Source organism: Pseudomonas sp. TH37, from assembly GCF_016650735.1.
Taxonomy (GTDB): domain Bacteria; phylum Pseudomonadota; class Gammaproteobacteria; order Pseudomonadales; family Pseudomonadaceae; genus Aquipseudomonas; species Aquipseudomonas farris.
Window position 1 is genome coordinate 430,316 of the sequence record NZ_JAEKFD010000003.1, and the last position, 14,350, is coordinate 444,665.

Genomic DNA, 14,350 nt, shown 5'->3' on the forward strand with positions numbered 1-14,350 from the left:
CATGACGATGGCGTCCAACCAGGAATGTTGTTACCCCGGGACAACTAAAAGTTATTCAAGAGTCCGTCGGCTGTTGAGACCGGGTGCCGGAACCATTCGAAGCGGGCCGACATCCGCAGCGTATTGGGACACCACTTGGCGGCTCATGTCGACGATGCTTTCGATCAATTCCAGGCCGACTCCGGCGCGCCATGAAGCCACGACATCCAGCTGCGGCAAGCGGGTGCCTGGTTCCAGCTGAATCAGCTCGCCGCTGGCCAAGGGCTTGGCCACCAGCGCGGCCGGCAAGGCGCCAATGCCGAAGCCGTCACGAATCAGCCGGGTCATGGCCGACACCGAGTTGACGCAACTGACGCGTGGCGTACCGATGCCATGGGCGTGCAGCAGGTTGAGCACATCCTGATGCGGCCGGGAGTTTTTGACGAAGGTGATGATGCGCTCACTGGCCATTTCGGCCAGTGAGGCATAGGGGCGGGCATAGATTGAGTTACTGGCGGCGATCCAGTGCATGGGGTAGTGCGCCAGTTCGAGGTTGCGCACACTTTCGTGGCGGATCAGGTCCGTCTGGAACACGATGTCCAGGTAGCCCTTTTGCAGCTGATCGCACAGATTGCGTGCGGCGTCGGCCGTGATCTCGATTTCCACGGCGGGGAAGGTCTGCATCAAGGTCGACATCAACGGGCTGAGCCAGGTGTGGATCACCGTATCCATCACACCGATGCGCACCAGGCCCTGTTGCGGGTTGGTGTTATCCAGTGAGTGTTTCAACGCTCGCTGAACCTCGAGCATCTGCTCGGCGTAGTCGAGCACCTTGAGACCTTCGAGCGTCAGCGACACACCGCGCGAATCGCGCACGAACAAACGCAGGCCCAACTCTTCTTCCAGCGAGGCAATCCGGCTGGAGATAGCGGCCTGAGTGCTGAACATTTTCTCTGCGGTGAGGCTGAAGCTTTGCAGGCGTGCGACCCAGACGAAGGTTTCGAGAAATTTGAGGTTCATGGCGGTTCTCGTGGTAGGGCGTTCACTGTTTTCCACAGAGAACCGTGGTGGGGGTGCAGTAATTGTTACTCCAGAGTTCGTCGCCGGGGGTATCAAATTTTCTTATGCATAACCTCGTTTTTTTCCCGTTTGACGCCGTTTGGCCTTGGCGCGAAGAATCCGCTCCACGACGCAGCCACTGCGTCTGCCCCCCACGACAACGCCTTCACAAAAAAATAATGAGGCGTGTCCGTCATCTTCGCTTGCTGCCGCAGGAACTCCCATGGAAAAGACCATGACTGACCACGTGCTTTCAGGTTCGGGCCGCACCGGCCCGTTCAGTTGGTACGGCCCCCTGTCGAAAAATGAAAAGCGTACCTTCTGGAGTTGCAAGATCGGCTATGCCCTGGATGGCATGGACACACAGATGCTGAGTTTCGTCATTCCAACCCTGATCGCAACTTGGGGCATCTCCAAGGGCGATGCCGGGATGATTGGCACTTGTACGCTGCTGGCCTCGGCGGCGGGTGGCTGGATCGCCGGAATACTGTCCGACCGTATCGGCCGAGTGCTCACCCTGCAACTGACGGTGCTGTGGTTCGCCTTCTTCACCTTCCTCTGCGGACTGGCACAGAACTACGAGCAACTGCTGGTGGCCCGGACTTTGATGGGCTTTGGTTTCGGCGGTGAATGGACAGCGGGTGCGGTGCTGATTGGCGAGGTGATTCGCTCCCAGGATCGCGGCAAGGCGGTGGGCATGGTGCAGGCCGGATGGGCGCTGGGGTGGGGGCTTACGGCATTGCTCTATGCCGGATTATTCAGCTTTCTGCCGCCGGAAGAGGCTTGGCGGGCGTTGTTCATGATCGGGTTGGTGCCAGCGCTATTCGTATTGGTGATCCGCCGACTGGTCAAGGAGTCGGACACCTTCGAGCAGGCCTGTATTGAGCGCAAGGCCAAGCCTGAAAAGGATTCGCGTTGGGCCTTCTTCGAAATTTTCGCGCCTCGGATGCTCAGTACCACCTTGCGCGCTTCGTTGCTGACCACTGGCGCGCTGGGCGGTTATTACGCGATCACCACGTGGTTGCCGACCTACCTGAAAACCGAGCGCGGCCTGAGCGTGCTCGGCACGGGCGGCTATCTGGCGATGGTGATCGTCGGCTCCTACATCGGCTATGTGACCAGTGCATTGCTGACCGATGCCATCGGTCGAAAGAAGAACTTCATCCTGTTTGCCGTCGGCTCCATGGCGATCGTTCTGGCCTACACCCAACTGCCCATCGACAACACCTGGATGCTCTGGCTGGGCTTTCCGTTGGGTTTCTTCGCTTCGGGCATTTTTGCCGGTATGGGCGCTTTTCTGACCGAGTTGTTTCCGACTCGCATGCGCGGTTCGGGTCAGGGCTTTTGCTATAACGCCGGGCGTTCCATTGCAGCGCTGTTTCCGTTGTTCATCGGTGCGCTGAGCGAAACGTTGCCGATTGGTACGGGGATCGGAATCTTCGCTGCCGGTGCCTATGGCGTGGTGATTCTGGCCGCGTTAAGCCTGCCGGAAACCCGCGGTCGCCAACTCGAATCCTGAACCACGACACGTCTGGGCAATTGTGCCCAGACGTCGCTGATCCATTGCTAATCGACAAACATCGGTCGCGATCGCAACGCCCCCGAGAGGGCTCGCTCGCGTCCGAAACAGGAGCACGGCATGCACTATTCGCTTTCCACCCAACGGTTGTACCTCCCGGTCGGCACATTGCTCGGTTTGAGCTTGTTTGGCGCACCGGCCGCTCAGGCGGATTTCATTGCCGACAGTAAAGGCAGCCTGGAAGCACGCAACTTTTACTTCAATCGCGATTTCCGCCAGGACGGCTCGCGAGACAAAGCCGAGGAATGGGCGCAGGGTTTTCTGTTGCGGATGGAGTCCGGGTATACCGCTGGCACGCTGGGGTTTGGTCTGGATGCGCTGGGCATGGCCGGTTTTAAACTGGACTCCGGCGGCGGCACGGCGGGCACCAATCTGTTGCCGCCGGATTTGTCGGGCGGCTCGCAGGATCGCTATGGCGAGTTGGGCCTGACCGCCAAAGTGCGTTTGTCCAAGAGCACCCTGAAGCTGGGGACGTTGCAGATCAAGGATCCGGTGGTGAACTCCAACGACACTCGCCTGTTGCCGTCAACTTTCAAAGGCGGCCTGGTCAATGTGCAGGAAATAGACCGTTTGAAGCTCACCGCCGGTCAACTCACGCAGATCAACTTTGTTGATTCCACTGACTATCAGGACATGACTGCCAATCGCATCGGCGGGCAAAGCGACAAGTTCCAGTTCGCCGGGGCTGACTATCAATTCCTGCCGAACCTGACAGCGCAGTACCGCTACGGCAAGCTGGAAAATATCTACCAGCAAAACTACCTCGGATTGGTCCACCTGCTGGATCTGGGGGCCGGTCAGTCGCTCAAGAGCGACGTGCGCTATGCGCGCAGCATTGAAGATGGCAACTTTCGTGACCTCGACAACCAGGCTCTCGGTGCGATGTTTACCTACAGCCTCGGCGGTCACGCGCTGGGCTTCGGCTACCAGCGCATGAGCGGCGACGATCCGTTTCCGTACATCGGACGCAGCGATCCGTACCTGGTCAACTTCGTGCAGATCAATGACTTCGCCAACGTTGACGAACACTCCTGGCAAACGCGCTATGACTATAACTTCGCCGCATTGGGTGTGCCGGGGTTGAGCTTTATGACCCGCTACATCTCGGGTGATAACGTGCAGCGCAGTGCTGCGGGTGAAGGCAAGGAGTGGGAGCGCGACACCGATATCGCTTACGTGTTGCAGGACGGTACGTTGAAAGGCTTGGGCTTTAAATGGCGCAACGCGTCGGTGCGTTCGAACTTTGGCAATGATCTGGATGAGAATCGCTTGATCGTCAGCTATACCCTGGCGCTTTGGTAAATGTCCGGGTTATCAAGCAAGCAATGAATCGACGGCCCGCTAGTCAGACTGGCGGGCCGTTTGTTTTACATCGACAGAATCAACCGGCCAGCGAACAGAATCAGGATCACCCCCATGGTTCGTTCGAACCAGTGCCCCATGCGCATGAACAGCAATCGCACCCGGGCACTGGAAAAAAACAGCGCCACGATCACGAACCACAAGGCATTCACGAAACACATCCACAGCCCGTACAGCGCCTGAATCTGCAGCGGCGTCGTGGCGCTGATGATGGTCGTGAAGATCGCCAGGAAAAACAGCGTGGCCTTGGGGTTGGTGGCGTTGGTCAGAAACCCCGTGCTGAAGGCCTTGAACAAGGTCTGCCGTTCAGCTGACGCTTCTGCACCCTTGTCGCCTTCAATTGCCGATTTGGGTTTGCTGCGTATCAAGCTCACGCCGAGGTACAAAATATAGGCACCCCCCACCACCTTGGCCACCGTCAACAACCAGGGCGTGGTATGCATCAACGCGCCGACGCCGAGCAAGGTGTAAAGCACATGCACGGAAATGCCCGCGCCGATACCCAGAGCCGTGCAGATGCCCACTAAGCGGCCGAAACGCACGCTTTGGCGAATGGTTACGGCGAAGTCCGGTCCGGGGGCGACCACGGCCAGAAAGTGGATCGTTGCCAGCGCCAGAAATTCGCCCAGGTAATTCGAAAACATCTCAGCTCCAGAAAGTCAGGGGTGAAGCATTGCCGCGATAGCCGACAAAGAAGGAAAGGCTCAATCGCGGGTCGTCCACCCCCGGGGTCACCGAGTGCATGCAGCGCGAATTGAACATGATGAAATCACCCGGCTCAGGACGAATCTCCAGGGTCGGAGGGCCGAGCAAGGCAGGGTCGATGCCGTAACTGTCGCCACGCATTTCGTCGAACTGGTCTGGGGAAATGTCGTGGTCCCACATCTGCAACGCGCCGCCCTCGGTCGGCATGTTCAGATAAACGTTGCAGGCGAACTGCGCTTCCAGGCTTCTGGCCTGGAAGCTGTCCGGGGCATCCTTGGCGAAAATGTCGTGATGGGCGAGGAAGCACACCCCGGGTTTCACGACCCGGGATAGCCCCACATACATCTTGCGGCCATAGAGATTTTCCAGATGCGCCCCCGCCGGCCAAGACTCGTCGAGCATGCAGCGCAACGTATCGACAGGAGAGGAGTAGGGCGCACAACGGCTGCGCAATTCGGCGATATTGCTGGTGGCGCGCTCGAAGTAATCCTCGATCAGCAGCGGCTGGTTTTCCGCTTCATAAAACGCCATGCCAATGCGACCGATGCTCGGCGCGTTGATGTAGCCTTCGAAGCCGGGGGCGAGGATCTTGTCGCCGATCTGGATCGCCAGCGGCCGAGGCAACAAGCCTTTGACGCGGATGGCGAGGACTTCTTCGTTGGCCAGTTTTTGTATGCACGTCTCATCGAGACGCTCGACGTCAAGCATCATGTCTTTAGGTCCATCTATCAGATAGTCAACAGAACCCGCGAACGCAGGTTCCCCCGGCGTCAGGCGATGACGGGGCCGACATCGCCCGAATGCTCAATCCACGCTGTAGTGGACTGACAGCGTTCCCTTTTTCTGTGAGATGGAAGCGATCGTGACCGTGCCCAAATCCTTCAGGCTCCGTACATGGGTGCCGCCGCAGCCGTAGGCGGGCAGTTCACCGAAGCCGATTTCCCGGGCGCCTTCGCGCAACGACGTCAGGCGCGGCAGGTCATGCGCGATCCATTGCTTGATGCCGTGTTGAATCGTCTGGGCATCGACCTCCTGCGCGCTTTCTGCCGGCTTGAACTGGACACGTCCTTCATCCGGCCAGTGATGAGCCTTGATCGGCATCCAGCCCATCGCCTGGACGAAGTGGCCGATCAGATGCCCCGCCGAATGCATGCGCGTGTTGAACCGGCGTCGTTGCTCGTCGACCCGAATCTGGATCATGCCGAGTTTTACCGGGTGGTCGACGAAGTGGATGATCCGGTCCGGATCCTGTACCACGCGCAGCACCTGACTTTCGCCGATCCAGCCGGTATCCCAGGGTTGCCCGCCGCCTTGGGGATGAAACAGTGTGGCGCGCAGCACTACTGCGAATTCGTTCTCGTAGGGCGTGCAATCCAGGACTTCCACATTGGCCTTGAGGTCATCACTATGGAAAAAGAGGCGAAGCGTCATATTCCATGCCCTTATTAAAGTTTCTATTTTTATTATATGAACCGTGGAATTGCGTGATAATCCGTTCAATCATCAAAGGACTGTTGCGCTGTGAGCATAAATCTTCCCCTGCCGCTGCTCGGTGAAATGGCGATTTTCGTCAAGGTTGTCGAGACCGGCAGTTTCTCCGAAGCCGCGCGTCAATTAGGTTCTTCACCCTCGGCGGTGAGTCGCAGCATTTCTCGGCTGGAGAAGGCACTCGCCACGCGGTTGCTGCAACGAACCACGCGCAAGCTGCGCCTGAGTGACGGTGGCGAAGAGGTGTTCAAGCGTTGCCAGGAGATGGTCAGCGCGGCGAAGTCGGTGATGGAAATCAGCGGTCAGTTCACCCATGAGGCAGAAGGGCTGGTGCGTGTCAGCGTGCCCAAAGCCGTCGGGCGATTCGTGATTCATCCACACATGCCGGAATTTCTGCGGCGCTATCCCAAAGTGAATGTGGAGTTGTTGCTCGAGGACCGTCAGGTGGATTTGATCGACGACAACGTCGATCTGGCGATCCGTATCACCGATCGCCCGCCTGCAGGGCTGGTGGGGCGGCAGTTGCTGACCATCGATCATTTGCTCTGCGCAACCCCGCAATACCTGGCCGAACACGGCACCCCGACTCATCCCCACGACTTGCTCAACCACAGCTGCATCTATCTGGGCGAAACCCCGAGCGATGCGCGCTGGAAATTCAAGAAAGGCAGCAAAGCCGTGACCGTCGGCGTGCGCGGACGTTATGCCGCCAATCACACGGGCGTGCGACTGGGCGCGGTATTGCAACACATCGGAATCGGCAGCCTGCCGTACTTCACCGCCCGTTATGCGCTGGAACAAGGGCTGATCGTGCAGGTACTGCCGGACTGGACTTTTCTGGCGTCCTACCACGGAGGCGCCTGGCTGCTGCATTCGCCAACCCGCTATCTACCGCCCAAGTTACGGGTGTTGATCGACTATCTGGTGGAATGCCTGGAGAAGGAGCCAACGTTGAGCAGGCCGGGCAAGCCAAGTGCATTGGGCACGGTCGCGGTGGCGTATGAGTTGCCGGAGAGTGATGGGTTGCTTTGATTTTCACGAACCAATAAAAAGGCCCGCATGTTCAACCATGCGGGCCTTTTGCATTACTGACTGTGGGATCAGTGCTTGCTGTCCTGGTTCGACATCGCCAGCAGCTGTTTTTCCTGATTCCAGTCGAACGGCTCGTCGTTCTGTTCGGCTTCGAAGCGACGTTCTTCGAGGGCCTGGTACAGGTCGATTTCATCATCGGGCATGTAATGCAGGCAGTCGCCGGCGAAGTACCACAGCAGGTCGCGCGGGACCAGGTGGGCGATTTGCGGATAACGAGTGATCACCTGACACAGAATGTCCTGGCCCAGGTATTGGCTTTCGATCGGGTCGACCGGCAGCAATGCACGCAGTTCGTCGAAGCGCTCCAGGAACAAGGCATGGCTTTCTTCGGGAACCTGTTCGGCCTCACCTACGGCGACCAGGATGCTGCGCAGGTGGTCGAGCAAGACGAGATGATCGGCAACGACGTTGGACACGAGATAAGTCCTCAAGAGCAAAACGGGCGCGAGAGTATAAAGCTCCTGCGCCCCTTTTTCACATGGTAAAGAGCCCCCATGATAGCGAGAAGACACACGGTCTGCTGGATCAGCGAACCTTGCCTTTGGCCAATACCAGCTCCTTGGGGTCGAAATCATCGACATCGATCACCTTGCGTCGTGCCACTTCTGCCTCGCGCAAAGTCTGGGCTTCAACCGGTTGCAAAACGCCGGCCTCCAGGGCGGTATCGATGAGAGATTCTCCGAGAGTGGGTTTGACCTGGCGACTTTTCAGCGCCGTATTGAGTTTTTTCTGTAGCGGTTTGGCGGCGTTCAGCAAATCGCAGGCGTGCTGCAGAGCACCGACCGAGTCTTCTGGTGATTGCGGGCGATAGCAGCCCCCCAGTAACTCCTCAAGCGTTGGATCGCCCTTGGGACGGCCGATGACGGCTGCGACGTTGGCCGCCAGTCTGTCCGACGGGCCTCTGTGGCGACGACCGAACGGGAACACCATCACCCGCAGCAGGCATCCAAGCACCTTGTTCGGGAAGTTGGTCAGCAGTTCGTCCAGCGCACGTTCGGACTGGCCGAGGCTCTCTTCCATGGCCCAGGCGAACAGCGGGTGCATATGCTCGGGCGAATCGAGATCGTGATAACGCTTGAGTGCGCCGGAGGCCAGATACAGATGGCTGAGTACATCACCCAGACGTGCGGACAGCCGTTCGCGGCGTTTCAGTTCACCGCCCAGCAGCATCATGCTCAGGTCTGCCACCAGGGCAAAGGCCGCGGCCTGGCGGTTGAGGGCGCGGAAATAGCCTTGGCTGAGTTTGTCCCCGGGCATGTGTTCGAAATGCCCGAGGCCGAGGTTCAGCACCAGGGTGCTGGCAGCATTGCACACGGCAAAACCAATATGGTCGAGCAGCAATGCGTCGAATTCGACCAGTGCCTGTTGTTTGTCTTCGCGATGGGCGAGGGCCATCTCCTTGAGTACGAACGGATGGCAGCGAATAGCACCCTGGCCGAAGATCATCAAACTGCGTGTCAGGATGTTCGCACCTTCGACCGTGACGGCAATAGGTGCACCTTGCCAGCTACGCCCCAGGTAGTTGTTCGGACCCATGATGATGGCCCTGCCGCCGTGAACATCCATGGCGTGGCTGATGCATTCGCGACCGCGTTCGGAGAGGTGGTATTTGATAATGGCCGAGGGTACTGACGGCTTTTCGCCGAGGTCGACCGCGTTGGCGGTGAGCATCCGTGCGCTGTCCATCAGCCAGGTGCTGCCGGCGATCCGCGCCAGCGCTTCCTGAATCCCTTCGAAGGCTGACAGCGGTGCGTTGAATTGTTCGCGAACCTGCGCGTATTGGCCTGTCACCAGACTGGTGAACTTACCCGCAGCGGTACCGATGGCAGGCAGCGAAATGGAACGCCCGACTGACAGGCAGTTCATCAGCATCATCCAGCCTTCGCCGAGCATCTCCTGACCGCCGATAATGAATTCCAGCGGTACGAACACATCCTTGCCGGAATTCGGGCCGTTCATGAACGAGGCGCCCAGTGGCAGGTGACGGCGACCGATTTCTACACCGGGGGTCTGGCTCGGAATCAAGGCGAGACTGATGCCCAGGTCGACTTTGTCGCCCAGTAGATGATCCGGGTCATAGGCCTTGAAGGCCAGGCCGATCAAGGTCGCCACCGGGCCGAGGGTGATGTAGCGCTTTTCCCAGTTCAGACGCAGGCCGAGGGTTTCTTTGCCTTCCCATTCACCTTTGCAGATCACCCCGGTATCGGTCATCCCGCCGACGTTGGAGCCCGCCATCGGGCCTGTCAGGGCAAAGCAGGGGATATCGTCGCCACGGGCCAGCCGTGGCAGGTAATGATTGCGCTGTTCGTCAGTGCCGTAATGCAGCAGCAGTTCCGCGGGGCCGAGGGAGTTGGGTACCATGACCGTCGAGGCCAGGTCGCCGCTGCGGGTGGCCAGTTTCATCGCCACTTGAGAGTGGGCATAGGCCGAGAAGCCTTTGCCACCGTATTCCTTGGGAATGATCAGGGCAAAAAAGCCATGTTGTTTAATGTGATCCCAAGCCTTGGGCGGCAGATCCAGCAACTGGCCGATCTGCCAATCGCTGACCATGGCGCAGAGCTCTTCGGTCGGGCCATCGATGAAGGCTTGTTCCTCTTCGCTCAGTTGCGCTTTCGGATAGGCCAGCAGCTTGTTCCAGTCCGGGCGGCCGTTGAACAGCTCGCCGTCCCACCAGACCGTGCCAGCTTCAATGGCTTCACGTTCGGTTTGCGACATCGGCGGCAGGTTTTTCTGAAACCAGCTGAACATCGGCGCCGTGAAGAGTTTTCGGCGCAGATCCGGCAGCAACAGGAAAGCGGCCACGGCTGCGAGCATCACCCAGAAAATCAGCATCAGCCGGACGGGGGCATGGCTGAAGATGCCCATCGCCAGCAAATAGACAGCGATGATGCCCAAGGCGGGCAGAGGCGCAGTGCGGCGATGGGCCAGATAGGCAATCCCGACCACCAGAACCAGTATCCACAACAGCAGCATATTCAATTCTCCATGAAGCCAAGGGCAAAACCACTTTCAGAGCTTAGACGGCATCCATAAAAGTGGAGGTCAGAGCGATAGGTCTGAGTTTGTAGGAATCAACGGCTGAAACTTGTCAGTTATTTCGAGGGCAGACGGTTGAGCGCTGTTATCGACAGGGCAGCAAACGCTGATATTTGGCCGAAACGTCGTTATCTCTGTGCTGAAGGTGTCGCTAGACTCGTGGCTTCCCCCAGGAGATTGTTCCCATGCACGCATGTCTGAGCCCCGGCCGCTTTATCGATAGTGACCACCCCTCGGTGGTGGAGTTCGCCGAAAAACATCGTGGCGCCGGGCGCGATCCGCTTGAACAGGCGATCAATCTCTATTACGCAGTGCGCGAGGCCGTGCGCTACAACCCGTACACCTTCAGCCGCGATCCAGAGACCTTGCGCGGCAGCTATGCGCTGGCGGCGGGGGAGAGTTATTGCGTGCCCAAGGCCACGCTGCTGGCCGGTGCAGCCCGGCATTGCGGGATCCCGGCGCGTATCGGTCTGGCGGATGTGCGTAATCATTTGTCGACGCCGCGTCTGCTCGAATTGCTCAAGAGCGATGTGTTCGCCATGCATGGCTACACCGAGTTATATCTGAACGATCGTTGGGTCAAAGCCACGCCGGCTTTTAATCAACAACTCTGCGAACTGTTCAATGTCGCGCCGCTGGAGTTCGACGGGATCAATGACAGCGTGTTCCACCCCTTCAACCGTGACGGCGAGCAGCTGATGGAGTACCTGATCGATCACGGCCAGTTCACCGATGTGCCGGAAGCATTCTTTTTCGAACACCTGGAAAAGTGCTATCCGCATCTGTTCGACGAGCAACTGCCGGTGCTGCTGGGTGACATGCAGAGCGATTTGAGTCGCGCCTGATCCGGCGTATGCTGCCTGCGCATTCATCCAAAAAGGGGCGGTCATGCTGAAGATTTGGGGTCGGAAAAATTCGTCGAATGTCAGGAAGCCGTTGTGGGCGGCCGAAGAACTGGGCCTGGCCTATGAAGCCATCGATGCCGGCGGCGCCTTTGGCGTGGTCGACACGCCTGAGTACCGCGCGATGAATCCCAACGGCCGCGTGCCGGTGATCGAAGACGACGGTTTTGTGCTGTGGGAATCCAACACCATCGTCCGTTATCTGATGGCCCGTCATGCCAGCGATACGGCTTGGTATCCGACAGATCTGCAGGCCCGTGCCTCGGCGGAAAAGTGGATGGACTGGACCACCTCAAGTTTTGCCGCCCCGTTTCGCACGGTGTTCTGGGGCGTGTTGCGCACTCCGGAAGACCAGCAGGACTGGCCGGCCATCAAGGCCGCGATCAAAGAGTGCGACGGTCTGCTGTCGATGGCCGATCAAGCGCTGGCGGCCAAACCGTACCTGTCCGGCGATGAGATCGGCATGGGCGACATCCCATTGGGCTGCTTCATTTATGCCTGGTTCGAGATGCCGATCGAGCGTGCGCCGCAGCCTCATTTGCAGGCCTGGTACGAGCGCCTGAAACAGCGTCCGGCGTATCGCAAAGCCGTCATGACCGCGTTGACTTAATACTCACTATCGACACGCTTGACTGTACTTGTGCGGCAGCGACAAGCACCATTGCGCTCATGCGCCGCGGTTGCATTGCTCGCCGCCCGCCCTTATTTATTCCTTTCTTCCCTTCTTGGTGCGTAAATCCGATATGAGTTCCGCTCTGTCCATCCGGCAGTTAACCAAAACCTACGGCAACGGTTTCCAGGCCTTGAGTGGTATCGATCTGGACGTCGCCGAAGGTGACTTTTTCGCCTTGCTCGGCCCCAACGGCGCCGGCAAATCCACGACTATCGGCATTCTCTCGACCCTGGTGAACAAGACCAGCGGAACAGTGAATATCTTCGGTCATGACCTGGACAAGGAACCGGCGGCGCTCAAGCGCTGCATTGGTGTGGTGCCCCAGGAATTCAATTTCAACCAGTTCGAAAAGACGTTCGACATTGTCGTGACCCAGGCCGGTTACTACGGCATTCCGCCGAAAATCGCCAAGGAACGCGCCGAGCAGTACCTGACCCAACTGGGCCTGTGGGACAAACGCGATGTGCCGTCGCGCTCCCTGTCCGGCGGCATGAAGCGCCGACTGATGATCGCCCGTGCGCTGGTTCACGAACCGCGCCTGCTGATCCTCGACGAACCGACGGCGGGGGTAGACATCGAATTGCGTCGCTCGATGTGGACCTTCCTCACCGAACTGAACAAGAAAGGCATCACTATCATCCTCACCACTCACTATCTGGAAGAGGCTGAGCAGTTGTGCCGCAACATCGGCATCATCGACCACGGCACCATTGTCGAGAACACCAGCATGAAGCAGTTGCTCAGCCAACTGCATGTCGAAACCTTCCTGCTAGATATGAAGAACACCTTGCAAGTGGCACCGCAGTTGCTGGGTTACCCGGCCAAGCTGATCGACAGTCATACCCTGGAAGTTCAGGTCGACAAGGCCATGGGCATTACCGCGCTGTTCACCCAATTGGCGCAGCAGAACATCGAAGTGTTGAGCCTGCGTAACAAAACCAATCGCCTCGAGGAGTTGTTCGTGTCCCTGGTGGAGAAAAATCTGTCGAAGGTGGCGGTATGAGTTCCGAGCTGCAACCCAACCTCGTTGCCCTCAATACCATCGTTTACCGTGAGGTCAAGCGCTTCACCCGGATCTGGCCGCAGACCCTGCTGCCGCCGGCAATCACCATGGTTTTGTACTTTGTTATCTTCGGCAACCTGATCGGTCGGCAGATTGGCGACATGGGTGGCTTCACTTACATGGAGTACATCGTACCGGGGCTGATCATGATGTCGGTGATCACCAACTCCTACGGCAACGTGGTGTCGAGTTTCTTTGGCAGCAAGTTCCAGCGTTCCATCGAAGAATTGATGGTGTCGCCGGTGTCACCGCATACGATTCTGATCGGTTACACCTTGGGCGGCGTGCTGCGCGGGTTGATGGTCGGGATCATTGTGACCCTGCTGTCGCTGTTTTTCACTCATTTACAGGTGCATCACTTGGGCGTGACCGTTCTGGTGGTGGTGCTGACGGCGACGATCTTCTCGCTGCTGGGTTTCATCAACGCGGTATTTGCGCGCAACTTCGATGATATTTCGATCATCCCGACATTCGTGCTGACGCCGTTGACCTACCTGGGCGGAGTGTTCTACTCGATCAGCTTGCTGCCACCGTTCTGGCAGACAGTGTCACTGGCCAACCCGGTGCTGCACATGGTCAACGCTTTCCGTTACGGCATCCTCGGTGTGTCTGATATCAAGATCAGCGTGGCGATCACCTTCATGCTGATAGCGACTGTTGTGCTGTACATCGGTTGTGCGCGGTTGCTGGTGAGTGGGCGCGGCATGCGTACGTAAGGAAGGCCGAGTCGCCTTCATCGCGGGCAAGCCCGCTCCCACAGTGAATTGGCGTTGGCCACATTATTTGTGAGCGACACAGATCCCTGTGGGAGCGGGCTTGCCCGCGATGACGTCAGCCCAGGCACCGCAAAAAAAAACGGCCTCCGCATTGGAGGCCGTTTTACATTCTCACATTCGACTTTTCTTACGCCGCTTCCACTGCCGACTCACCCACCAGCGCCAATACATCATCACCAGGCAATAGGCGAGGGCACCCAGCACCAACCCCGTGACCACCGAACCGAGCAAGAACGGTTGCCACAGGCTCGAGAGTTCGCCGCTGATCCATTCCCAGGTCAGCTCATCCGGCAGGCTGCGGGCGGGGACGTCCATCAGCCAGGCGCCGGTCTGATAAGTGCAAAAGAACACCGCCGGCATGGTGATCGGGTTGGTCAGCCAGACCAGGCTGACAGCAATTGGCATGTTGCCGCGTACCACAATGGCAAGGATGGCCGCCAACAGCATCTGCAACGGGATGGGCAGGAACGCCGCGAACAGACCGACCGCCATGGCCCGCGCGACGGAGTGGCGATTGAGGTGCCAGAGGTTCGGGTCATGCAGCAGGGTGCCGAGAAAGCGTAAGGATTTGTGTTCCCTGATGCTGGTCGGATCTGGCATGTAACGTTTGAATAAGCGCCGGGGCATAAGGCTTCT

14 protein-coding genes are annotated in these 14,350 nt (G+C 58.4%); 7 read left to right on the forward strand and 7 right to left on the reverse strand.

Going from position 1 to position 14,350, the window contains the following annotated elements; genetic code table 11:
* Window positions 1-51: 51 nt before the first annotated feature.
* On the reverse strand, window positions 52-999 hold the full coding sequence (locus tag JFU11_RS11165; protein WP_123723061.1) for a LysR family transcriptional regulator: 948 nt from the start codon (window positions 997-999) through the stop codon (window positions 52-54).
* A gap of 274 nt (window positions 1,000-1,273) precedes the next feature.
* Here JFU11_RS11165 and JFU11_RS11170 point away from each other — a divergent pair, with 274 nt between their 5' ends.
* Together JFU11_RS11170 and JFU11_RS11175 are read left to right on the forward strand one after the other, a co-directional pair.
* Window positions 1,274-2,557, forward strand: a complete 1,284-nt coding sequence (locus tag JFU11_RS11170; RefSeq protein ID WP_038983634.1) for an MFS transporter — start codon at window positions 1,274-1,276, stop codon at window positions 2,555-2,557.
* 120 nt (window positions 2,558-2,677) lie between these two features.
* The gene (locus JFU11_RS11175) at window positions 2,678-3,919 is read left to right on the forward strand and encodes an OprD family porin (protein WP_201060628.1); all 1,242 of its coding nucleotides are present in this window, start codon (window positions 2,678-2,680) and stop codon (window positions 3,917-3,919) included.
* Between the two features lie 65 nt (window positions 3,920-3,984).
* On the opposite strand, the gene JFU11_RS11180 is transcribed toward JFU11_RS11175, so the two are convergent.
* The 3 genes from JFU11_RS11180 to JFU11_RS11190 form a co-directional block, all read right to left on the reverse strand.
* Window positions 3,985-4,623, reverse strand: a complete 639-nt coding sequence (locus JFU11_RS11180; protein WP_052964877.1) for a LysE family transporter — start codon at window positions 4,621-4,623, stop codon at window positions 3,985-3,987.
* 1 nt (window position 4,624) lies between these two features.
* The gene (locus JFU11_RS11185) at window positions 4,625-5,395 is read right to left on the reverse strand and encodes a 2OG-Fe(II) oxygenase (RefSeq protein ID WP_123357826.1); all 771 of its coding nucleotides are present in this window, start codon (window positions 5,393-5,395) and stop codon (window positions 4,625-4,627) included.
* A 93-nt stretch (window positions 5,396-5,488) separates the two neighbouring features.
* Window positions 5,489-6,115 carry a hypothetical protein gene (locus JFU11_RS11190; RefSeq protein ID WP_201060629.1) on the reverse strand — a complete coding sequence of 209 codons (627 nt, stop codon included), beginning with the start codon at window positions 6,113-6,115 and terminating at the stop codon, window positions 5,489-5,491.
* Between the two features lie 90 nt (window positions 6,116-6,205).
* On the opposite strand from JFU11_RS11190, the gene JFU11_RS11195 reads away from it, so the two are divergent.
* Window positions 6,206-7,204, forward strand: a complete 999-nt coding sequence (locus JFU11_RS11195; protein ID WP_201060630.1) for a LysR family transcriptional regulator — start codon at window positions 6,206-6,208, stop codon at window positions 7,202-7,204.
* A gap of 68 nt (window positions 7,205-7,272) precedes the next feature.
* Here the strand turns inward: JFU11_RS11195 and JFU11_RS11200 are convergent, their stop codons facing one another.
* Together JFU11_RS11200 and JFU11_RS11205 are read right to left on the reverse strand one after the other, a co-directional pair.
* The gene (locus tag JFU11_RS11200) at window positions 7,273-7,680 is read right to left on the reverse strand and encodes a PA2817 family protein (protein ID WP_007905217.1); all 408 of its coding nucleotides are present in this window, start codon (window positions 7,678-7,680) and stop codon (window positions 7,273-7,275) included.
* A 109-nt stretch (window positions 7,681-7,789) separates the two neighbouring features.
* Window positions 7,790-10,237, reverse strand: a complete 2,448-nt coding sequence (locus JFU11_RS11205; protein ID WP_201060631.1) for an acyl-CoA dehydrogenase — start codon at window positions 10,235-10,237, stop codon at window positions 7,790-7,792.
* Window positions 10,238-10,485: 248 nt separating this feature from the next.
* Between JFU11_RS11205 and JFU11_RS11210 the strand changes: the two genes are divergently transcribed.
* From JFU11_RS11210 to JFU11_RS11225, 4 genes are all read left to right on the forward strand, one after another.
* Window positions 10,486-11,145, forward strand: coding sequence for a transglutaminase family protein (locus tag JFU11_RS11210; RefSeq protein WP_123723066.1), 660 nt, complete (start codon window positions 10,486-10,488; stop codon window positions 11,143-11,145).
* Window positions 11,146-11,188: 43 nt separating this feature from the next.
* Entirely contained in the window at window positions 11,189-11,812 is a 624-nt protein-coding gene (locus JFU11_RS11215; protein WP_123723067.1) for a glutathione S-transferase, read from the forward strand.
* A 133-nt stretch (window positions 11,813-11,945) separates the two neighbouring features.
* Window positions 11,946-12,878 carry an ABC transporter ATP-binding protein gene (locus tag JFU11_RS11220; protein ID WP_123723068.1) on the forward strand — a complete coding sequence of 311 codons (933 nt, stop codon included), beginning with the start codon at window positions 11,946-11,948 and terminating at the stop codon, window positions 12,876-12,878.
* A complete protein-coding gene (locus JFU11_RS11225; RefSeq protein WP_052964869.1) occupies window positions 12,875-13,654 on the forward strand; it encodes an ABC transporter permease in 780 nt (259 codons plus the stop codon). Before JFU11_RS11220 ends, JFU11_RS11225 begins: the two co-directional genes overlap by 4 nt.
* Before the next feature lie 171 nt (window positions 13,655-13,825).
* Here the strand turns inward: JFU11_RS11225 and JFU11_RS11230 are convergent, their stop codons facing one another.
* Complete coding sequence (locus JFU11_RS11230; protein ID WP_123723069.1) at window positions 13,826-14,341, reverse strand: DUF2062 domain-containing protein; 516 nt, start codon at window positions 14,339-14,341, stop codon at window positions 13,826-13,828.
* Window positions 14,342-14,350 lie beyond the last annotated feature (9 nt).

What these genes read in the sequence shown, in the direction of transcription:
- JFU11_RS11225 (WP_052964869.1), top strand. Translation starts at nt 12,875, where the DNA reads ATGAGTTCCGAGCTGCAACCCAACCTCGTTGCCCTCAATACCATCGTT.
- JFU11_RS11165 (WP_123723061.1), bottom strand. Translation starts at nt 999, where the DNA reads ATGAACCTCAAATTTCTCGAAACCTTCGTCTGGGTCGCACGCCTGCAA.
- JFU11_RS11220 (WP_123723068.1), top strand. Translation starts at nt 11,946, where the DNA reads ATGAGTTCCGCTCTGTCCATCCGGCAGTTAACCAAAACCTACGGCAAC.
- JFU11_RS11180 (WP_052964877.1), bottom strand. Translation starts at nt 4,623, where the DNA reads ATGTTTTCGAATTACCTGGGCGAATTTCTGGCGCTGGCAACGATCCAC.
- JFU11_RS11210 (WP_123723066.1), top strand. Translation starts at nt 10,486, where the DNA reads ATGCACGCATGTCTGAGCCCCGGCCGCTTTATCGATAGTGACCACCCC.
- JFU11_RS11185 (WP_123357826.1), bottom strand. Translation starts at nt 5,395, where the DNA reads ATGATGCTTGACGTCGAGCGTCTCGATGAGACGTGCATACAAAAACTG.
- JFU11_RS11170 (WP_038983634.1), top strand. Translation starts at nt 1,274, where the DNA reads ATGACTGACCACGTGCTTTCAGGTTCGGGCCGCACCGGCCCGTTCAGT.
- JFU11_RS11205 (WP_201060631.1), bottom strand. Translation starts at nt 10,237, where the DNA reads ATGCTGCTGTTGTGGATACTGGTTCTGGTGGTCGGGATTGCCTATCTG.
- JFU11_RS11190 (WP_201060629.1), bottom strand. Translation starts at nt 6,115, where the DNA reads ATGACGCTTCGCCTCTTTTTCCATAGTGATGACCTCAAGGCCAATGTG.
- JFU11_RS11230 (WP_123723069.1), bottom strand. Translation starts at nt 14,341, where the DNA reads ATGCCCCGGCGCTTATTCAAACGTTACATGCCAGATCCGACCAGCATC.
- JFU11_RS11175 (WP_201060628.1), top strand. Translation starts at nt 2,678, where the DNA reads ATGCACTATTCGCTTTCCACCCAACGGTTGTACCTCCCGGTCGGCACA.
- JFU11_RS11215 (WP_123723067.1), top strand. Translation starts at nt 11,189, where the DNA reads ATGCTGAAGATTTGGGGTCGGAAAAATTCGTCGAATGTCAGGAAGCCG.